The 19,215-nt window shown below is 69.1% G+C and carries 16 protein-coding genes; 3 read left to right on the top strand and 13 right to left on the bottom strand.

Annotation, left to right across the window (positions count from 1 at the left end; translation table 11 throughout):
• Positions 1-43 precede the first annotated feature (43 nt).
• The 5 genes from DFR39_RS09000 to DFR39_RS08980 all read right to left on the bottom strand — a co-directional run bounded on the left by DFR39_RS09000 (position 44) and on the right by DFR39_RS08980 (position 5,514).
• Positions 44-1,864, bottom strand: coding sequence for a cation:proton antiporter domain-containing protein (locus DFR39_RS09000; RefSeq protein WP_133603219.1), 1,821 nt, complete (start codon positions 1,862-1,864; stop codon positions 44-46).
• A complete protein-coding gene (gene kefF / locus DFR39_RS08995; RefSeq protein ID WP_133603218.1) occupies positions 1,854-2,447 on the bottom strand; it encodes a glutathione-regulated potassium-efflux system oxidoreductase KefF in 594 nt (197 codons plus the stop codon). The genes DFR39_RS09000 and kefF overlap by 11 nt, the downstream gene beginning before the upstream one ends.
• Before the next feature lie 393 nt (positions 2,448-2,840).
• On the bottom strand, positions 2,841-3,458 hold the full coding sequence (locus tag DFR39_RS08990; RefSeq protein WP_133603217.1) for a DUF642 domain-containing protein: 618 nt from the start codon (positions 3,456-3,458) through the stop codon (positions 2,841-2,843).
• Between the two features lie 121 nt (positions 3,459-3,579).
• Positions 3,580-4,779, bottom strand: a complete 1,200-nt coding sequence (locus DFR39_RS08985) for a patatin-like phospholipase family protein (protein WP_133603216.1) — start codon at positions 4,777-4,779, stop codon at positions 3,580-3,582.
• Between the two features lie 24 nt (positions 4,780-4,803).
• Positions 4,804-5,514: a phasin family protein gene (locus DFR39_RS08980; RefSeq protein ID WP_133603215.1), complete on the bottom strand. Its 711-nt coding sequence runs from the start codon at positions 5,512-5,514 to the stop codon at positions 4,804-4,806.
• A 206-nt stretch (positions 5,515-5,720) separates the two neighbouring features.
• Here DFR39_RS08980 and DFR39_RS08975 point away from each other — a divergent pair, with 206 nt between their 5' ends.
• Positions 5,721-7,715, top strand: coding sequence for an SDR family oxidoreductase (locus DFR39_RS08975; RefSeq protein WP_133603214.1), 1,995 nt, complete (start codon positions 5,721-5,723; stop codon positions 7,713-7,715).
• Positions 7,716-7,740: 25 nt separating this feature from the next.
• On the opposite strand, the gene DFR39_RS08970 is transcribed toward DFR39_RS08975, so the two are convergent.
• Together DFR39_RS08970 and DFR39_RS08965 are read right to left on the bottom strand one after the other, a co-directional pair.
• Entirely contained in the window at positions 7,741-8,616 is an 876-nt protein-coding gene (locus DFR39_RS08970; RefSeq protein WP_162849468.1) for a hypothetical protein, read from the bottom strand.
• A 143-nt stretch (positions 8,617-8,759) separates the two neighbouring features.
• Positions 8,760-10,322: a methyl-accepting chemotaxis protein gene (locus tag DFR39_RS08965; RefSeq protein WP_133603212.1), complete on the bottom strand. Its 1,563-nt coding sequence runs from the start codon at positions 10,320-10,322 to the stop codon at positions 8,760-8,762.
• A gap of 156 nt (positions 10,323-10,478) precedes the next feature.
• Between DFR39_RS08965 and nudC the strand changes: the two genes are divergently transcribed.
• Entirely contained in the window at positions 10,479-11,300 is an 822-nt protein-coding gene (gene nudC, locus DFR39_RS08960) for an NAD(+) diphosphatase (RefSeq protein WP_133603211.1), read from the top strand.
• 12 nt (positions 11,301-11,312) lie between these two features.
• Here the strand turns inward: nudC and DFR39_RS08955 are convergent, their stop codons facing one another.
• Positions 11,313-12,350 (bottom strand): zinc-binding alcohol dehydrogenase family protein, encoded by a 1,038-nt coding sequence (locus tag DFR39_RS08955; RefSeq protein ID WP_133603210.1) that lies wholly within the window; start codon positions 12,348-12,350, stop codon positions 11,313-11,315.
• Positions 12,351-12,452: 102 nt separating this feature from the next.
• Here DFR39_RS08955 and DFR39_RS08950 point away from each other — a divergent pair, with 102 nt between their 5' ends.
• Positions 12,453-13,445 (top strand): LysR family transcriptional regulator, encoded by a 993-nt coding sequence (locus DFR39_RS08950; protein ID WP_133603209.1) that lies wholly within the window; start codon positions 12,453-12,455, stop codon positions 13,443-13,445.
• On the opposite strand, the gene DFR39_RS08945 is transcribed toward DFR39_RS08950, so the two are convergent.
• From DFR39_RS08945 to DFR39_RS08925, 5 genes are all read right to left on the bottom strand, one after another.
• Entirely contained in the window at positions 13,403-14,005 is a 603-nt protein-coding gene (locus tag DFR39_RS08945; protein ID WP_133603208.1) for a GNAT family N-acetyltransferase, read from the bottom strand. The two genes, DFR39_RS08950 and DFR39_RS08945, sit on opposite strands and share 43 nt — an antisense overlap.
• A complete protein-coding gene (locus tag DFR39_RS08940) occupies positions 14,002-14,490 on the bottom strand; it encodes an META domain-containing protein (protein WP_133603207.1) in 489 nt (162 codons plus the stop codon). The genes DFR39_RS08945 and DFR39_RS08940 overlap by 4 nt, the downstream gene beginning before the upstream one ends.
• Before the next feature lie 25 nt (positions 14,491-14,515).
• A complete protein-coding gene (locus DFR39_RS08935) occupies positions 14,516-15,076 on the bottom strand; it encodes a hypothetical protein (protein ID WP_133603206.1) in 561 nt (186 codons plus the stop codon).
• 65 nt (positions 15,077-15,141) lie between these two features.
• Positions 15,142-15,942: a CHAP domain-containing protein gene (locus DFR39_RS08930; protein ID WP_133603205.1), complete on the bottom strand. Its 801-nt coding sequence runs from the start codon at positions 15,940-15,942 to the stop codon at positions 15,142-15,144.
• A gap of 90 nt (positions 15,943-16,032) precedes the next feature.
• Entirely contained in the window at positions 16,033-19,206 is a 3,174-nt protein-coding gene (locus DFR39_RS08925; protein WP_133603204.1) for an error-prone DNA polymerase, read from the bottom strand.
• Positions 19,207-19,215 lie beyond the last annotated feature (9 nt).

The raw sequence follows: 19,215 nt of genomic DNA, 5'->3' as shown, positions 1-19,215 counted from the left end.
CTCATGGCAAAGACCGACGCCTCATCGTCGACGAGCGGCCAATTCAGCTGTCGGGGCGATCCGTGGTCTGGCGCCAGCTTTTGACGATTCGCGGCATGCGGGCTTCCTGAGTCAGCTGGTGCTCCAGCTCCTCCCGGCCGCGACGCAGCAGGCTGATGAACTCCTTGCGATCCAGCGTGGTGGAGAGCTGCGCACTGGCTTGCAACTGGGCCTTGTTCGTGGCGCGGAAGCGGTCGGCCAGTTCGCGAGCCTCATGTGCATCAAAGCCCAGGAACTCGAGCACGCGTCGCCCCGCCAGCAGCGAGCTTTCGAACAGCTCGCGTTCGATGACATCGGCACCCATACGCATGAGTTCGTAGGCATGGGGAACGTCAAGTGCCCGGGCCACAAGCCGCAGATGCGGGAAGTGCTTCTTGGCCAAGCTGACGATCTTCAGGGCCGTCTCCCGCTCGTCCACGGCCACCACCAGCACCTGAGCATGATGGGCCCCGGCCGCCTCCAGCAGGTCCAGCCGGGCGGCATCACCGTAGTGGATCTTGAATCCGAACTGCTGCATGTTCGCAATGTGCTGGGCCCCATGGTCCAGCACCGTGGCACTCATGCCGTTGGACATGAGCAGGCGCGCCACGATCTGGCCGTAGCGACCAAAGCCGGCAATGATGACCGGGCTGTGTTCCATCGGCTCGCTGTGGGTGGGGGCGGTCTCGGCCTGGCTCAGATAGCGCGCCGCCACGAGGTCGTTGAACTTCATCAGCAGGGGCGACGCCGCCATGGACAAGGCAATCACGAGGTTGAGCAGACCGGCATGCTCGGCGCTGAGCATGGCGCCTGCCAAGGCCGCACCGATCACGACGAAGCCGAACTCCCCACCTTGGCCGAGCAGCGTCGCAAAGCTCAGGCGCTCTCTCACACTCATGCCGGCCAGCCAGGCCTGCAGATACAAGGTCAGGAACTTCACCGCCATGAAGGCCAGCAGCAGGGCCAGAATCGTGAAGGGCAGCTGGGCAAGCAGCCCCAGGTTGATGCCGGCGCCGATGGTGATGAAGAACAGCCCCAGGAACAGGCCCTTGAAGGGCTCCAGATCCGCCTCCAGCTCATGCCGATACTCGGAGCTGGCCAGCATCACGCCGGCAATGAAGGCGCCCAGCCCGGCCGACACGCCCACGCTGATCATCAACTCCATCACCAGGATCACCAGCAGCAGTGCGGCGGCCACAAAGAGCTCGCGCGAGCCGTTGGCCGCAATCCATCGCAAGCCATGCCCAATCAGATAGCGTCCGGCCAGGATCAGTCCGGCCACGGCGGCCAGGGCTGGCCAGGCCTTGAAGGTGGGCGCGCCGCTGCTTGGAAACAGGACGCTGGTGGCGATCAGCAGAGGGATGGCCGCCATGTCCTGGAAGAGCAGGATGCCGAAGGCCGATTTGCCCACCGGGGTGCCCATGATGCGGCGGTCGTTCATGAGCTGCACCGCCACCGCGGTCGATGACAAGGCCAGCGTCAGACCGATGAGCAGGGCCGGCAGCTGGGGCAGGCCCCAGCTCAGCACGGCCAGACCCAGCACGCAGCCGGTGACCAGCATCTGCAAGAGGCCCAGGCCCAGCACCTGGGCCCGCATGGACCAGAGCTTCTTGAGGTCAAGCTCCAGGCCGATGGTGAAGAGCATCAGCACTACGCCCAGCTCCGCCAGCAGGGCCACGCCCGGGCTGCCATCCGCCAGCTGAAGGCCATAGGGGCCGATCAACACTCCCGCCAGCAGATAGCCCAGCACAGCGCCCAGGCCGAAGCGTCTGGCCAGGGGCACGACCAGGACCATGGCCGCGAGGTAGATCAGGATGTAGACCAGAACGCTGGCTTCAGCCTTCATGGCGCGGCTCCTCGTGGGTGCTCAGGCTGCCCTCCAGGCCATGAAAGACGAGCTCTTCGAGGAGGCGAGTCCGGTAGCCTTGTGCCGCGAGGAGCAGCGCCTCGTCGCTCAGCGCACCGGCGTGATACACGGTGTAGGGCGGCAACCATTCCATGCCGCAGAACCTCGCCAACTGCTGGATAGGGGTGGCGATACGTTCCATGGGGTAGTGGTTGTAGCCGGCTTCGCTGTACGCGCCTCGATCTCCACCGGTCGTTGCCACCCATAGCAAGCGTTTTCCGGCCAGGGCCCGTGCCGAACTGCCGTCAGCCGCGTGGCCGTAGGCCCAGCCATGCGTGAGCACCTTCTCGCACCACAGGCTCAGCAAGGCAGGCATGTGATACCAGTACAGCGGGTGCTGCAGCACGATGGTGCCGCTGCGCAGCAGGGCCTGCTGTTCCGCTTCCACGTCGATATGGAAGTCGGGATAGAGCTCGTACAGATTCCGGGTCTGGACCTGTGGCAAGCCCTGTATGCCTCTTTGCAGTTCACGCCCCGCTCTCGAGTGCCGGGGGTAGGGATGCGCATAGAGCACGGTGATCATGGGCGTTGGCAGGCCAGGGTATATGAAAACGCCGGCTCGGCGGGGCAGCCGGCCCCGAGCGAGTTTTCGGCGTGTGACGCGGTCGCAGAAATGCGTCGCCGCAGTTCACATCATGCCGTGGCAAGCCCGCTACCGCCCTGGCTCTTGAAGTCGATGAGCCTGGATCTGGCGTGGCCGTGCAATGACACTGCCGCCGCCGGAACGCCGAAACAAGCGTCGCCAGCGGCAAGGCAGAGGACCATCAGCCGAGGAGCAGCTGCGGAGTTCGACTATCCCTTAGCACTTGCTCTGGCTGTCTTAAGTTTTGTAAAACCGTCGACATGACACCATGCCGAATCAGTCGCTGCCGCACATTTGGCGTGCGGCCGAGTCCAGGCTTGGACGTCGAGAGACTTAGACGGCGTTGCGCTTCGCGCGGCGGCGAGCTACCAGGCCCATGGCGCCCAAGCCGGCCAGCATCAGGGCATAGCTGCTGGGCTCGGGGACGGCGCTGGTGACGCTGATATTGTCCAGCGAGGTGCCGTAGGAGTCCGACAGACCCGCGGCCTCAAACTTCAGCGTGGTGCTGCTGCTGGTGGCCTTGAATTGGGCCACCACGGGCGTCCAGGCGGTGTTGGCGTCCTGACCCACGAGGAAGGAACTGACATTGCCGGCCGACCAGAGCAGGCCATTGCTGCTCTTGCCATCGCTGGTCGGCTTTTTCTGGTCGGGGCGCTGGGCATAGGCAAAGCTCAGCGTGTAGGTCTGGCCGACCACGGTGGCAAAAGTCTGGCTGATCCAGCTATTGCCCGTGGTGTCCAGCTCCACGAAGTTTTTGCCGTCCAGGGCGCTGCCGGAGACGTTGTTGCGCAGTTCCACGCCGAGGGCACCCGCCGTCCAGCCGCTCAGGCTGTTGAACTTGGCCCAGCTCGCAACCTGGTTGGACTCGAAGCTGCCGTTCTGAATCAGATTGACCGTGCCGGCACTGGCGATCAAGGGGAAGGCGAGCAGGGCGATGGCGAGAGTGCGCATGGTTTCCGGTGGATGGTGAGGCGTCGCACGGTGCGCGATGCATGGCTGTCATTGTCTGCAGGCCTGCGGCGGTCGACATCCCCGCGATAGCAGGGGCGATTGCGCCAGCCTGTGAACTACGTCACGGTTTGAGTCGCTCTTCCAGCTGATCCAGACAGTCATGCAGGCGCCCCAGCGCCGCCTCGGTGCGGGCGGCCGCGGGGCTGCCGGCGCGCCCGACCAGGCGGCGTGAGTCGTCGCGCAGCCGGCCCTCGTGCAGGCGCAGACCGTGGCGCTCCAACTGGGCCACCAGGCTGGGGCTGCGTGCGCGCAGATGCTGTCGCGTGGACTGGAAGGCATGCTCGGCCAGATGGCGGCGCCGGCTGTAGCTCAGGGTGTTGGCCATGAACATCTCGGCATCCTGCGGGTCGGGCTGGAAGAGCAGGATGTCGGTTTGCGGATGGCTCAGGGTGTAGCGCTTGAGCCCCAGTTCCAGGCGTGAATGGATCAGGGAGCGCAGGGTCTGGCTCAGCACCAGGGGCAGGCCGCCGTCGACCAGGCGCGGGATGCGGGAGTGCTGATGGCCGGCGGCGTAGGGCACCAGGGGATTGAGGCAGATCAGCAGATCCAGCCCCTCCTCCAGCAGCACCGAGGCATGGATGGTCTTCTTGAGGGCGCCGTCCACATAGTGCCGGCCGTCGATGTCCACCGGCGGAAACAGGCCCGGCAGGGCCGCACTGGCCTGCACCGCGCGCGAGATGGGCACATGATCATGGCCCGGCATGCCGAAGGGCACGGCCTCACCGCTGTCCAGATCGGTCGCGACCAGGACCAGGCGCTTGCCCAGCTGGCGGAAGTCATCGCTGCGGCCAGGACGCTGGAACAGCTCGTGCAGCTGGCGGGCCAGGGCCTCGCCCGAGAGCAGACCGGTGGGCAGGGCGCGCCCCAGCCGTTCAAAGGCGGCGAGCACCGAGCGCCCTTGCAGCAGGCTCTGGAACAGGGCTTGCCCCAGCAGGCTGGGCAGCTGCTGCAGGCGCTGGGCGTATTCCTCCCAGGCCGGACGCAGCATGAGCTCGGGATGGAAGCGGTCCTGCTCCGGACCGCTGTTCTCGATGAAGGCGGCGCAGAGCTCACGCGGGCTCAGGCCGTTGGCCAGGCCGGCGGCAATGAAGCCACCGGCGCTGACGCCGATGAAGCTTTCGCAGCGGCGCAGGTCCAGACCCTCGATGGAGTCCTCCAGCGCGCACAGGGCGCCGATCTCGTAGATGGCTCCCAGCGGTCCGCCGCCGGCCAGGGCCAAGCCAATGCGCGGCGGCCTGGCCGGAGAACGCTGGGAACTCATCGTGGATCAGCCGACCCCGCGTGCTCAGACCGCGGCGGCCGGTGTGCTGGGCGCGGCGCTGCGCTTGCGGGCCGGCGCGGCCTTCTTGGCCACGGCGGGTGCTGCCGGTGCGGCGGAGGCCGACTTCTTGGCGGGGCTGGCGGCCTTGCGGGGCGCGGGCGACTTCTTGGCGGCGGGCGCTGCCCCGTTCTTGGCGGCCGGCTTGGTCGCCGCCTTGGCGGCGGACTTCGGTGTCGCCTTGGGGGCGAGCTTCGTCGGCGCGGCCTTCTTGCCAGAGGCCTTCTTGGCGGGCGGCTGGATGGCCGCGCTCAGCGCATCGATGCGCGCGATCAGCACTTCGACCTCCTTGGCCGTGGGCACGCCCAGACGCTTGAGCGCATTGGCCACGCGCTCCTCAAAGATGGACTCGAGTTTGTCCCAATGCTGGCCGGCCTTGGCGCCGACCTCACCGGCCATGCCGCTCATCTTGGCCGTCACCGTGGACAGGCGTTCCTCGGCGGCGCTCTGTGTCTTCTTCTGCAGCTTCATGCCTTCGCTGACCAGGGCCTCGAAGACCTTGCCACCCTCGCCCTGGGCCTTGGAGAAGGCGCCCAGGCCTGCGGCCCAGATCTGCTGCGCCGAATCCTTGACCGACTGGGCGATGGCGCTGTCCAGCAGGCCGGCGGGAATGCCGGGGATGGCGGTGCTCTCAGCGGCCTTTTTCTTGGCGGCCATCTTCTGAAGCTTCTTGACCATGATGTGCAGTCCTTCTGTGTCGTCGATGGAATCGGTGCTTGGGTCCACTATAGGCCCGTCCTGTGGCAGAACCACGCGCAATCCTAGTGAGTGTGCTCTACCGACGACTCCGGGAAAGCGCGCAGCTTGGGGCTCTTGGCCCTGGACAAGAATCGAGCCCAAACCCAGGATTTCATGGGTGTTCACTGCTATTCAGGAGACGAGGCATGCAGTATTTCGTGACCGGCGCGACGGGCTTCATCGGCAAGCGATTGGTGGCCAAGCTCTTGGCCCGACGCGGCAGCACGGTGTACTTCTTGCTGCGCGAGGAGAGCGCGGACAAGCTCCCCGAGCTCTTGGCCTTCTGGGGCGTCAGCAAGAACCGGGCGATTCCGGTGTACGGCAATCTGGATGCCAAGCGCCTGGGCGTGGCGAGCGAGCAGATCAAGGCGCTCAAGGGCCAGATCCAGCATGTCTTCCATCTGGCCGCCATCTACGACCTGGCCGCACCCGAGGAGGCCCAGGTGCGGGCCAATATCGAGGGCACGCGCGCCCTGGTGGAGTTTGCGCAGGCCATTGACGCCGGACATGTGCACCATGTCTCCTCCATCGCGGCGGCGGGTCTGTACGAGGGCGTGTTCCGCGAGGATATGTTCGACGAGGCCGAGAACCTCGATCACCCCTATTTCATGACCAAGCACGAGAGCGAGAAGATCGTGCGCCGCGAATGCAAGCGGCCCTGGACCGTCTACCGGCCGGCCATGGTGGTGGGCGACTCGCAGACCGGCGAGGCCGAGAAGGTGGACGGCCCCTACTACTTCTTCAAGCTCATCCAGCGCCTGCGCCAGATCCTGCCGCCCTGGATCCCCTCCCTGGGCCTGGAGGGTGGTCGGGTCAACATCGTGCCGGTGGATTTCGTGGTGGACGCCTTGGTGCACATCAGCCACCAGGAGCGCAAGAGCGGCGGCTGCTTCCACATCGTGGACCCGGTGGGCTACCGCGTGGGCGACGTGCTGGACATCTTCTCCAAGGCCGCTCACGCGCCCAAGATGGGCCTATTCGTCAATGCGGCCTTGCTGGGCTTCATTCCCAAGAGCGTGAAGAAGGGGCTGATGGCCCTGGCGCCGGTGCGTCGCATCCGCAATGCGGTGATGAAGGATCTGGGCCTGCCGGACGAGATGCTCACCTTCATCAACTACCCCACGCGCTTTGACTGCCGCGAGACCGAGAAGGCGCTCAAGGGCTCGGGCATACGCTGCCCCAATCTGCACGACTATGCCTGGCGTCTGTGGGACTACTGGGAGCGCCATCTCGACCCCGACCTCTTCATCGACCGCAGCCTCAAGGGCGCCACGGCCGGCAAGGTGGTGCTGGTGACGGGCGGCTCCTCGGGCATTGGCCTGGCCGCCGCCAAGAAGTTCGCCGAGGCCGGCGCCATCACCCTGATCTGCGCCCGCGACGAGGACAAGCTGGCCGCCGCACTCAAGGAGATCCGCGAGCATGCCGGCCCCAAGGCCCAGGTCCACAGCTACTCGGCCGATATCGCCAACGAGCAGAGCTGCGCCGAGATGGTGGCCTGGATCAACGAGAACTTCGGCGGCGTGGACTTCCTGATCAACAACGCCGGCCGCTCCATCCGCCGTGCCATCGAGAGCAGCTACGACCGCTTCCACGACTACGAGCGCACCATGCAGCTCAACTACTTCGGCTGCCTGCGCGTGACCATGGGCCTGCTGCCCGGCATGGTGGCCAAGAAGCGTGGCCATGTGGTGAACATCTCCAGCATCGGCGTGCTGACCAATGCGCCGCGCTTCTCGGCCTATGTGGCCTCCAAGGCGGCGCTGGACGCCTGGACGCGCTGCGCCTCCAGCGAGTACGCGGATCTGGGCATCACCTTCACCACCATCAATATGCCCCTGGTGCGCACGCCCATGATCGCGCCCACCCAGATCTACAACAATGTGCCCACCCTGGCGCCCGAGGAGGCGGCGGACATGATCGCCCAGGCCTGCATCGCCAAGCCGGTGCGCATTGCCACCCGCCTGGGCATCACGGGCCAGCTGCTGCATGCCCTGCTGCCGCGCGTGGCCCAGATCGTGATGAACACCAGCTTCCGCATGTTCCCCGACAGCGAGGCGGCGCGTGGCGACAAGGCCGGCCGCCCCCAGCTCTCGGCCGAGGCCATTGCCCTGCAGCAGATGATGCGCGGCATCCACTTCTGAGCCGTGGCGCCGGCCGAGTGAGCGGCTAGAAGAACAGCCACCAGAGCAGCAGCAGGCCCAGCCCCAGCGCGGCCTGCCAGGCCTGCGTGCTGCCCATGTCCTCGTCCGGCCGCAGCCGGTGCAGCAAGCGCGCCAGGCCGGTATCGCGCCAGTCGCGTGGGCGCCGTGTCGGGCGTGCGGTGGCGGCCGGCTGGCGGGAGGCGATGTCGTGGCGCCATTGCGCCTCCAGCTTGTCCAGCAGTGGATTCAGGTCCAGCAGCGAGGGGGCCAGCACCGCATGACCGCAGCGCTCGCAGTGCGTCTGGCGGCCGGGGTCCAGCGCGGCACCGCAGCCATGGCAGGCCCAGGCCCAGAGGGCCGCGGCCGCTCGGGCCGCGCCGGTCTCGGGATCGCGGCCCGGACTGGGCCGCAAGGCCTGGGTCAGACGCGGCAGGTCCAGCACCAGCAGCGGGCTCTCGCAGTAGCGGCACTGTGTCTCCGCGCCCTGTGCGGGGGCGCCGCAGTTGAGGCAGCAAAGGCTGCGCCCCTCGCGCTCCAGCGCGCCGCGATCGGCCGGCAGCACGGCGCGCACCAGGCCGCGCTCGGCCAGCACGCCGGCATGGCTGTGCAGATGGCCGCCACAGCCGCTGCATTCGAGCGCGGGGAAGCGGCCATAGCGCGTCTGGTTCTGCACGGGCTTGAGGGGGCGACGGCAGAGCGGACAGTCCAGCACCGTGGCGCCTGTCGCCACCGTGGCCGCGGGCATTCCCGGCTGCTCCTGCAATTCACGCAGCAACGCAATCCAGCCCAGGCCGTTGAGCTGCACGGACTCCAGGGTGTCAAACCAGACCAGGCGGCAGGGCGGGCAGTGGTCCACGGGCACACTGCGCCCGCTGTGGGCGGGCAGGCTCAGATGCTGCATGGGGGCAGCGCATTGCGGGCAGCTGAGCTGATGAGGCTGGCCTAGCAGTTGCATGGTATGGGTAGGGCGGGGCGGGGCGGGGCGCCGCGCATCATCGCAGCTTTGAGCCCTGCACCGCCGTGCCGCCCGCGGCGGCCTGACGCTCAGACCTGGAACACCTGCACCGCCTGGGCCAGGCGGCCGGCCTGGTCCTTGAGCTGCTCGCTGGAGGCCGCCATCTCCTCCACCAGGGCCGCGTTCTGCTGGGCCACGCGGTCCAGCTCGTGCACCTGCAGCTGCAGCTCGGCAATGTCTTCGTTGTCCTGGCCCGAGCTCTGGTCCAGGCGCGCCATCAAGCTGCTCAGACGCTGGATCTCGTCCACCATGCGGGCCAGGGTGCGGCCGGTGCCCTCGATCTGCTGCGTGCCCTGCTCGCTGCGGGTGGCCGCCTCACTGATCAGGCCCTTGATCTCGCGCGCCGCGCTGGCCGAGCGCTGGGCCAGGGCCCGCACCTCGGCCGCCACCACGGCGAAGCCGCGGCCGCTCTCGCCGGCGCGCGCGGCCTCCACCGCGGCATTGAGGGCCAAGATATTGGTCTGGAAGGCAATGCCGTCGATCACGCCGATGATCTCGGTAATGCGCTGGGTGGAGCCGTCGATGCCACGCATGGCTTCGATGGCGGCCTGCATCTCCTGACCGGCCTGGCGCGCCACCGCCTGGCCGGCCTCGGCCAGGCTGCGAGCCTCGCCCGCATGCACGATGCGCTGGCGCAGGCGCTGCATCACCTCGTCCAGGCGCGCGCTGGCGCGCTGGGTGGTGGCGGCGGTTTCCTCGGTGCGGCTGGACAGATCCAGATTGCCCTGGGCGATCTGACCCGAGGCGGCGTGCAGCTCGTCCACATTCGCGCGCACCTCGCCCACCACCCTGGCCAGGCTGCGCTGCATGCTGTGCATGAAGGCCATCACGCTGCTCTGATCTCCCTGGGCCACGGCCAAGCGCTGGTTCAGGGCGCCACGGGCAATGCCCTGGGCCACCTCGCGCACCGCGCTGGGCTCGGCGCCCAGGGAGCGCAGGATGCGGCGCGTGATCACCCCAGCCAGGCCTATGCCCAGCAGGCAGGCCGCGCCCAGGCCCAGCAGGGCGCTCCAGCGCGCCTGCTCGTAGCGGCGCAGGCCCTTGTCGTACTCCTGCTGCGCCACCTGTAGCTGCACCTCGACCAGGGCATTGAGCTTGTCGCTTAGCGGGTCGATGGTGGCGTAGAGCTGCTCGCGCGCCAGTGCCTCCAGGCCCTCCAAGTCACGGGCCTGCATCAGGGCCAGCAGGCGCAGCCGCAGCGCTTCGGCACGCGCCATCAAGGGCGTGATCTCGCTGACCAGCGTGCGTTCCTGCGGGACCAGAAATGTCTGGGTGTAGGCCCGCCATTCCTGCGCTACCTTCTGGCCAGCTTGGTCCACCAGGCGTGCGCCCTGGGCCCAGTCCAGGCTGCCCATGCGCACCTTGTGGGTGGTGTCCACGAGGTTCACCGCATACATGTCCGACACGGTCTTGAGTTGGCGCAGGGGGACGACCCTGTCGTCGTACACCGTTCGCAAAGATTCGTTGGCCTGGGACAGCAGCAGCACGCCCCCAAGGGCCAGCAGGGCCATCAAGAGGCAGAGCAGGGCGGTGAGCAGGGTCAGGCGGGCGCGCACGCTCGGCACGCGCGCGAACAAGGCGTCAAGCAGCATTTTTTTGTCTCCCTTGGGTGCGCCTGCAGTGGCGATCACCTGCGGGCCATCTTGCCCGCGACTTGTGCGCCAGGCAACCAGATGTCACCGTTTTAGGGCTTTGCCGGCGGGGGGGCGGACTGGCCGCAGTGCTGGCCCGGAGGCTACAGTGGCGGCATGGATTTCCAAGCCGCCATCGTTCCCGATGCTCAGTCCGCCAGTGCCAGCGCCTGGTGTTTTGCCTTTGTGGAGGGGCGGCTGCTGCTGCCGCAGGCGCTGCCCGAGCAAGGCCTGGCCCCGCTGGCGCTGCAGCACTTCGAGCCCGGCCTGCAGGCCCGCCACTATCTGGGCCGGCTGGAGGGCCTGGACTGTTGGGCCCTGCGCCTGGCCGAGGCGCCGCCGGGCTGGCAGGCCCAGGGCCTGCGCGCCGCGATGATGAGCCTGCCCGGGCCGCTGATGGCCCTGGCCGGCCGCGCGGCCCAGGTGCTGGAGTGGGACAGGACGCACCGCTTCTGCGGCGTGTGCGGCACGGCCACCGAGGCCCAGGCGCAGGAGCGCTCGCGGCGCTGCCCGGCTTGTGGCCACACGGCCTATCCGCGCCTGAGCCCGGCCATGATGTGCCTGATCTGGCGCCCGAGCCCGCGCGGCCCCGAACTGCTGCTGGCGCGGGCGCCGGGCTTTGCCCCGGGCATGTACAGCGCCCTGGCCGGCTTTGTGGAAGCGGGCGAGTCCCTGGAGGACTGCATGCACCGCGAGGTGCTGGAGGAGGTGGGGCTGCGCGTGCAGGGCCTGCGCTACTACGGCAGCCAGAGCTGGCCCTTCCCGCACAGCCTGATGCTGGCCTTCACGGCCGAGTGGGCTGGCGGCGAGATCGTGCCCCAGGCCGGCGAGATCGAGGACGCCCAATGGTTCCCGCTCGACGCCCTGCCGGGCATCCCGCCCCGCTTTTCCATCGCGGGCCACCTGATCCGCGATCTGGTGGCCCAGCTGGGCGGCTGAGGCCGGCCGCGCTCAGAAGCCCTGCAGCACCAGCTTGCCGCGCTGGCGCTGGCTTTCCTGCTGGGCGTGGGCGCGCTTGAGCGTGGCGGCATTGATGGGGCCCATCACTTCGGCCAGGGTGCTGCGCAGCTGGCCGGCATCCACTAGGCGCGCCACCTCGGCCAGCAGCCGGCCCTGCTCGGCGATGTCGTGCGTGCCGTGCATGGAGCGGGTGAACATCAGCTCCCAGTGCAGGGACAGGGCCTTGCCCTTGAGCGCCATCACATCGATATCGCCGGGGCCGAAGTCATCGATCAGGCCCAGGCGGCCCTGCGGCTCCAGCGCGGCCACCAGATCGGCGAAATGCGCCGGCGTGTGCGTCAGGCTGGCGGCATAGCGCAGCGGCGGCAGGCCCTGCTCGGCTTGCAGGCGCGCGATCTGCGGCGCCAGGGGCTCGCGGTGGCTGATCACATGGTGGGCGCCCAGCTCGCGCAGCCAGGCGCCACCCGCACCCTCGGGCTCGGAGCTCGTGCCGATGATCGTCAGATGCGGCAGCTGGCGGGCCAGCTGCACGAGGATGGAGCCCACGCCGCCGGCCGCGCCGGTGACCAGCAGGCTCACCGGGCGCTCGGCCTGCTGCTGCACCTGCAGGCGGTCGTAGAGCAGCTCCCAGGCGGTGATGGCGGTCAGGGGCAGGGCGGCGGCCTCGGCGTCGCTGAGCGAGGCCGGGGCGCGGGCCACGATGCGGTGATCCACCGCCTGGAACTGGGCATTGCTGCCGGGGCGGGTGATGTCGCCCGCATACCAGACCCGGTCGCCCAGGGCGAAGCCGCGCACCGCTGAGCCCAGGGCGCGCACCACGCCCACGGCGTCCCAGCCCAGCACCACGGGGGTCTGGCCATCGGCACTGGCGCGGCGCTGGCGCACCTTGGTGTCCACCGGGTTGAGGGCGATGGCGCTCACTTCCACCAGCAGGTCCTGCGGGCCCGGCGTGGGCGTGGGCAGTTCCAGGTCCAGCAGGGACTCGGGATCGTTGATGGGCAGGCTCTTGAAGTAACCGACGGCTTTCATGCTGATGCTTTCTCCGGAAGCGCCACGGAACTGGGCGCGATGGCCGTATCTTGGGGGCTGGGGCAGAATCAATGAAGACGCTTGAATCGCTATCAGTTTCAAATGGAAATTGAAAATATCCAGGAGCTGCGCCTGCTGGTGGAGTGCGCCCGCGGCGGCAGCCTGAGCGCCGCGGCGCGCGAGCTGCAGATCACCCCGGCCGCGGCCAGCGCCCTGCTCAAGCGCCTGGAGGCGCGGCTGGGCGTGCGCCTGGCCGAGCGCAGCACCCGGGCCCTGCGGCTCACCCCGGCCGGCGAGCAGCTGCGTGACTACGCCCAGCGCGTGCTGGAGCTGCTCGAAGAAGGCGTGGCCCAGCTCAGCGAGGGCGGCGCCGCGCCCGGGCGGGCTGGCGCCGCGGCGGCCGCGAGCTTGCGCGGGCGCATCCGCGTGAGCGCCTCCAGCGATCTGACGCGGCGGGTGCTGCTGCCCCTGCTGGACGAGTTCCTGGCCCGCCATCCCGGCGTGGAGCTGCAGCTGCAGGTGGGCGACTCCCTGCTGGACGTGGTGCGTGACCAGGTGGACCTGGCCCTGCGCTACGGCGAGCTGGCCGATTCGGCCCTGGTGGCGCGCCAGCTCTGGAGCGGGCGCCGCCTGCTGGTGGCCTCGCCCGACTATCTGCGCCGCCGCGGCTGGCCGCGGCATCCGCAGGCGCTGGACGGCCATGAGTGCATACGCTTCAAGATCGGCAACCGGCTGGAGCGCGACTGGGCCTTCTGGCCGCGTGCCGCGCCCCAGGGCGCGCCCCTGGTGGTGGCGGTGCAGGGCCAGCGCAGCGCGGACGATGGCGGCATTGCCCATCAATGGGCGCTGGAGGGGCGTGGCCTGACCTACAAGAGCGAGCTGGATGTGCGCGACAGCCTGGCCAGCGGCGCCCTGGTGGAGGTGCTGCCCGACTGGGTGGGCCGCCCCATGCCCCTGCACGCGGTGCTGCCCAGCCAGCGTTTCCTGCCCCTGCGCCTGCGCGCCCTGGTGGACCATCTGGCCCAGGGGCTGGCTGCGCCTGCTGTGTCACCTCAGCCCGATTCGGGGCGGTCGCGTGGCACGCGGGCCAGATAGTCGGCCGCTCCGGCCTGTCCCAGCGGTTTGAGCATGATGCGCACCGTGTTGCGGCGCTCGCCCGCGACCACGCCCTGGCGTTGCCTGAGTTCCGCAAAGCCCTGCCGGACCCAAAAGCGTTCGGCCGGGGTATTGCCCAGCACCACGCCTAGGCGCAGCCATTGCGCGCCTTGTTGCCGGGCCCAGGCCTCCAGGGCCTCGTACCAGCGCTGGCCCAGCCCGCTGCCATGCAGGGACGTGGCCATCAGAAAGAGCGCGATATGCCAGCAGCCCGGCAGCACCAGATCGCTGTCCAGCATGACAAAGCCTTGCAGCAGGGGCTCGGTGCGGGCGTCTTCCTGCCACAGGCCCAGATTGAAATGCTCGCGCCAGCTCAGCTCGGGGGGCGGGCGACTGGCGAGCTCCTCCTCGGCCTCCCGCGGGCCCGGCGGAGCGCCACTCACGCGCAGCCAGTACTCCGGATTGGCTGCCATGAAGGCCTGCAGCCTGGGCGCCTGATCCGCTGCGAAGGGGCGGGCATGCAGGCCCGGCCCGGCCGAGAACAAGGCCTCAGCGCTCAAGGCCCGCTCTGCTCAAAACGCGCCAGCGGCGCCATGCGGGCGCGGTGCAGGTGCAGCTGACGCCCGTCGGCGAAGTAGCCGTCCACCTGGTCCAGCATGCGCAGGTACGCCTGTTCCAGCGCCATATCGGGGCAGGCCCGCAGCGTGGCGGCCAGGGGCCCCAGGCGCAGGCGTTGCGGACCCTGGCCCAGGGTGGCCTGGCCGCTGAAGCTGTTGCAGCCCGCAAAGCCGCTCACCGAGGCGCCATCGGCGCTGAAGATCAGGGTGGGCACGCGGCCCTGTTCATCGGGCTTGACGGGCTGGCCCATCAGCTCCACCAGGCGCCAGGGCCGGGCTTGGGCCGTCAGCTTCGGATCGGCCGCGACCTGGGTCGTTGGCGCCGGGGGCTGGGCGGCTGGGGCGCCCGGGCCGCCCGGGGATTGGGCGCAGGCGGCGAGCTGCAGCAGGCCCAGCAGGGTGAGGAGGCGGGGCAGACCAGACTTCATGGGGTTCTCCTAGGGAATGCGGGGCTCACAGCGCCATATTGAGCGGGGTGAGCGTGGTCTTCTTGACATGGATGCTGATGATGGCCACCACCTCGTCGGGCGGGGCCGGGCGCAGCAACTGGTCGGACTCCACCGTGACTTTGCTGACCAGGGCATCGTCCTCCAGCAGGCAGAAGAAGGGGCTGGGGTCGGCGGGCTCGGGCGGCTCGCTGCGGCCCTCGTTCGAGCCGTGGGGCACGCGCAGCCCGTCCAGCAGGGTCTTGAGCCGGTTGTCGATATCGCCGCCATCGGTGATCAGCTGGCCGCGCGGCTGCTGGCGCAGCAGCAGCACCGAGATCTCGGCATAGAGATCGAGCTTGGGGCTGACCAGGGGCGCGAACAGCAGCCCCCCTTTCTCGATGATGAGGGAGGGCCGGTCCGGCAGGGCCGGGTGGGCCAGCAGATGCGCGGCCTGCTCGCGCAGCGGTCGCTGGGTCTGCCACAGGCGCTGCAGCTGTGGATGCAGGGCGCGACGTATCTCCCATTTGTGGGGAGACTTGGCGCCCTGGCCATGCAGGGGACCTTCGTAAACCAGTCGGAATTCCATGGCGTGCCGGTGCAGGGGGCAGGTCTTGAGTGCTGTTGAGCATAACGCTGCGTACCGGCCGCTTGTCAGAGCCCGTCGTAGACGATGAAGCCCTTGTTGATGTCCAGCAGCTTGCGCGTGAGGCGGTAGACGCCGCCGCCCTCGCGGGTCTTGCTGGCATCGGTATTGCCCTCGAGGGTCTCGATCAGGCCGCCACCCACGCGCTCGACCAGGCCGGTGTGACCGGCGCCCCCGCCGAAGTCCATGATGAAGATCATGCCGGGCCGGATCAGGTCCGGGCTGGCCAGGGCCTGGGCGCGGGTGATGCGGTGCGCGCCGCGGGCCGTGGCACCCTGCCAATGGGCCAGGCAGCCGGCGGTGCGCAGCATGGGATTGGGGCGATGCAAGGCCTGGGCCGCCTCGTCGAAGCACCAGTACACAAAGGCGCAGCACCAGGGATAGCCAGCACCCAGGCCAACGCGTTTCAGATAGCCCTCCACATCGGGGCCGCGGTTGGAGTTGGGCGGGATCTCGCGCACGCCGCGCTCGCACTCGGCCGCGGCGATCTGCAGCACCTTGCTCAGCAGGGCGTCGCGGCTCGCCTGCGTGGCGGCCGCGGCCTGCTGGCGAAAGAGCACGGACCAGGTGATGGCACCGATCTCGCCATCGGCCTTGAGCGGCCGGCCCTGGGCATCGACATGGCGGGCCTGAAAGAGGCGCACCGCCTGCTTCATGGCCGGCCCGAAATTGGGATTGCTCTCGTCCAGGGGCTTCAGGCCCTCACCGCCCGGGCGCAGGCCCAGGGCCTCATTGAGCTGGCGCTTGAGCGCCCTGACCAGGGCGGCGTCCTGCTCGCCCTGCTTGATCACACGGCCGGGGTAGTCCATCGCGGGCTCCAATGCCAGTGGGGGTGAGGCGATGCTAGGCGCCGCGCTGAGGCGTGCACCATCCCCAAGGCGTTGGGCGCGGCTTGTGCCTCAGTGGAAATCGCGGCTGGGCGTGAAGATGGCGCCCAGCAGGGGGCTCAGATCCTCGAAATGCTGGGCCAGCAGATGGGCCACGCCGTTCTGCTTCTGCCAGCGGCCCTGCACGGCCAGCAGGCGCGCGCTGATGATGGTGGAGCGGTACTTGGCATAGACATCGGCCCAGACGATGACCTGCACGCTGCCATGCTCGTCTTCCAGCGAGATGAAGAGGGTGCCCTTGGCCGTCTGCGGGCGCTGGCGCACGGTGACGATGCCGCAGCTGCGGGCGCTGCGGCCGCTGCGCCAGTCGGCCAGCTCGGCCGAGCTCTTGAGCCCGCGCTCGGCCAGCTGGGGCCGCAGCAGGGCCAGGGGATGGCGGCGCAGGCTCAGGCCGGTGGCCGCATAGTCCCAGCGCACCTCCTCGCCCTCGGGCGCGGCCTCCAGGGCCAGCTGGGCCTCGCCCTCCACCTCGTGGGCGCCGGCCTCGCGCAGCAGGGGCGGCAGGCGCTGCCAGGCCGTGGCCTGCCAGACCTGCTGGCGGCGGTGGCCGGCCAGGGACTGCAGCGCGTCGGCCGCGGCCAGCTGCTGCATCTCGCGCTGTTCGAGCCGGGCGCGCAGGGCCAGGTCTTGTGCATCGGCAAAGGGCGCCTCGGCACGCGCCACGACGATGCGCCGGGCCGCCTCGGCCGCCAGGCCCGAGACCAGGTGCAGGCCCAGGCGCACGGCCAGGCCGGTGTGGCTGCTCGGGGCCGGCTCCAGGCTGCTTTCTTCCAGGCTGTGGCACACATCCGCCGGCCGCACCTCCACGCCGTGGCGCCGCGCGTCCTGCACCAGCTGGCTGGGGGTGTAGAAGCCCAGGGGCTGGGAGTTCAGCAGGGCGCAGAGAAAGAGCGCGGGCTCATGGCATTTGATGTAGCAGGACACATAGGTCAGCAGGGCGAAGCTGGCGGCATGGCTCTCGGGGAAGCCGTAGGAGGCGAAGCCCTTGATCTGCTTGAAGATGCGCTCGGCGTACTCGTCCGCGTAGCCATTGCGGCGCATATTGCTGACGATCTTGTCGTAGAACTGCTGCAGATCGCCGGGCCGCTTCCAGGCCGCCATGGCGCGGCGCAGCTGGTCGGCCTCGCCGGCCGTGAAGTTGGCGGCAATCATGGCCACCTGCATCACCTGCTCCTGGAAGATGGGCACGCCGAAGGTGCGCTCCAGCGCCGGCTTCAGACCCTGGGGGTAGTCGATGGTGCGGCCGGCGCGGTGGTCGGCGCGGTTCTTCAGATAGGGGTGGACCATGCCGCCCTCGATGGGGCCGGGCCGCACGATCGCCACCTCGACCACCAGGTCGTAGTAGTTGCGCGGCTGCAGGCGCGGCAGCATGGACATCTGGGCGCGGCTCTCGATCTGGAACACGCCCACGGTGTCGGCCTTGCAGATCATGTCGTAGGTCGGCACGTCGCCCTCGGGGATGCTGGCCAGCTCGTAGTCCTTGCCACGCCATTGGCGGTAGAAATCGAAGCAGCGCTTCAGGCAGCTCAGCATGCCCAGGGCCAGCACATCCACCTTCATCAGCCCGACCGAGTCCAGGTCATCCTTGTCCCACTCGATCACGGTGCGGTCCGCCATGGCCGCGTTCTCGATGGGCACCAGGCGGTCCAGCGGTCCCTGGGTGAGCACGAAGCCGCCCACATGCTGGCTCAGGTGGCGCGGCATGCCCATGAGCTGGCGCGAGAGCTGCACCAGCTGGCGCAAGCCCTGACCCTCTTCGTCGAGGCCCAGCTCCTGGCAGAGCTGGTGCAGGCGCGCATCGGGCAGGGACTGCTCGGACCAGCCATGGTGATCCAGGGCCAGGCGCTCCAGCAGGGCCTCGTCCAGCCCCAGGGCCTTGCCCACATCGCGGATCGCGCTCTTGGGCCGGTAGCTGATCACGGTGGCGGCCAGGGCGGCGCGCTCGCGGCCGTATTTGCGGTAGAGGTACTGGATCACCTCCTCGCGGCGCTCATGCTCGAAGTCCACATCGATGTCCGGCGGCTCCTTGCGCTCGCGGCTGATGAAGCGCTCGAACAGCAGGGTGCTGCGGCCCGGGTCCACGGCCGTGATGTGCAGGCAGTAGCAGACCACGCTGTTGGCCGCCGAGCCGCGGCCCTGGCAGAGGATGCCGATGGAGCGGGCGTAGGCCACGATATCGGCCACGGTCAGGAAGTAATGCTCGTAGCGCAGCTCCTCGATCAGGGTCAGCTCATGCTCGATGCGCTCGCGCCAGGGCGCGGGCACGCCGGCCGGCCAGCGCTTGGCCATGCCCGCATAGGTCAGCCGGCGCAGATGGCTGCTGGGCGTCTGGCCCGGTGGCACCACCTCGCTGGGGTACTGGTACCTGATCTCGTCCAATGAGAAGCTGCAGCTCTGCATCAGCACCAGGCTCTGGGCCAGCAGCTCCGGCGGGTAGAGCTGGGCCAGGCGCAGGCGGCTGCGCAGATGGCGCTCGGCATTGGGCTGCAGATCGAAGCCGCAGTCGCGCACCGGCCGGCCCAGGCGGGTGGCCGTCATCACGTCCTGCAGGGCCTTGCGCGAGCGCACATGCATATGCACATCGCCGCAGGCCAGCAGGGGCAGGGCGGTGGCCTCGGAGACCGCGCGCAGACGCTGCAGCCAGAGCTCGTCGCCCAGCTCGCGCAGCAGCTCTACGCCGATCCAGGCCTGGCCCGGGTGATGGCGCAAGAGCCACAGGGCCGGGGCCAGCAGCTCGGCCTCGCTGGCCTCGCGGCGCGGCAGCAGGATGATCTGGCAGCCCGCCAGCCGCCCCGGCATCAGCTGGGAGCGCCGCAGCCGGTACTGGCCCTTGCTGGCGCTTTCACGCCGCAGCCGGGTGATGAACTGGCAGAGATTGCCGTAGCCCTCCAGATGGCGGGCGATGGCCACGATCTTGAAGTCCGGCTCGCCCGTGTCGTCGTCGCGCACCAGGAATTCGGCCCCGATCAGCAGGCGGGGCAGGACGGCCTCGGGGCCCTCGGCCTCGCGCAGGCGCTTGAGCTGGGCGTAGGCCCGCACCACGCCGGCCAGCGAGCATTCATCGGTGAGGGCCAGGCCCGCATAGCCCAGGCGGTGGGCGCGCTCCACCAGCTCCTCGGGATTGGAGGCGCCGCGCAGAAAGCTGAAATTGCTCAGGCAGTGCAGCTCGGCGTACTCAGGAATCACGGTGCCCCC

The organism is Roseateles asaccharophilus, assembly GCF_004362405.1.
Lineage (GTDB): Bacteria > Pseudomonadota > Gammaproteobacteria > Burkholderiales > Burkholderiaceae_C > Kinneretia > Kinneretia asaccharophila.
The sequence above is the reverse complement of the archived record's forward strand: the minus strand, read 5'-3'. Positions and strand labels throughout refer to the sequence as shown.

Bases quoted from the DNA above. Each gene is read 5' to 3' on its own strand.
- DFR39_RS08955 (WP_133603210.1), bottom strand. From the start codon at position 12,350: ATGAAAGCCGTCGGTTACTTCAAGAGCCTGCCCATCAACGATCCCGAG.
- DFR39_RS08990 (WP_133603217.1), bottom strand. From the start codon at position 3,458: ATGCGCACTCTCGCCATCGCCCTGCTCGCCTTCCCCTTGATCGCCAGT.
- nudC (WP_133603211.1), top strand. From the start codon at position 10,479: ATGGATTTCCAAGCCGCCATCGTTCCCGATGCTCAGTCCGCCAGTGCC.
- DFR39_RS08940 (WP_133603207.1), bottom strand. From the start codon at position 14,490: ATGAAGTCTGGTCTGCCCCGCCTCCTCACCCTGCTGGGCCTGCTGCAG.
- DFR39_RS08975 (WP_133603214.1), top strand. From the start codon at position 5,721: ATGCAGTATTTCGTGACCGGCGCGACGGGCTTCATCGGCAAGCGATTG.
- DFR39_RS08980 (WP_133603215.1), bottom strand. From the start codon at position 5,514: ATGGTCAAGAAGCTTCAGAAGATGGCCGCCAAGAAAAAGGCCGCTGAG.
- DFR39_RS08930 (WP_133603205.1), bottom strand. From the start codon at position 15,942: ATGGACTACCCCGGCCGTGTGATCAAGCAGGGCGAGCAGGACGCCGCC.
- DFR39_RS09000 (WP_133603219.1), bottom strand. From the start codon at position 1,864: ATGAAGGCTGAAGCCAGCGTTCTGGTCTACATCCTGATCTACCTCGCG.
- DFR39_RS08935 (WP_133603206.1), bottom strand. From the start codon at position 15,076: ATGGAATTCCGACTGGTTTACGAAGGTCCCCTGCATGGCCAGGGCGCC.
- DFR39_RS08985 (WP_133603216.1), bottom strand. From the start codon at position 4,779: ATGAGTTCCCAGCGTTCTCCGGCCAGGCCGCCGCGCATTGGCTTGGCC.
- DFR39_RS08965 (WP_133603212.1), bottom strand. From the start codon at position 10,322: ATGCTGCTTGACGCCTTGTTCGCGCGCGTGCCGAGCGTGCGCGCCCGC.
- DFR39_RS08950 (WP_133603209.1), top strand. From the start codon at position 12,453: ATGGAAATTGAAAATATCCAGGAGCTGCGCCTGCTGGTGGAGTGCGCC.
- DFR39_RS08970 (WP_162849468.1), bottom strand. From the start codon at position 8,616: ATGCAGCATCTGAGCCTGCCCGCCCACAGCGGGCGCAGTGTGCCCGTG.
- kefF (WP_133603218.1), bottom strand. From the start codon at position 2,447: ATGATCACCGTGCTCTATGCGCATCCCTACCCCCGGCACTCGAGAGCG.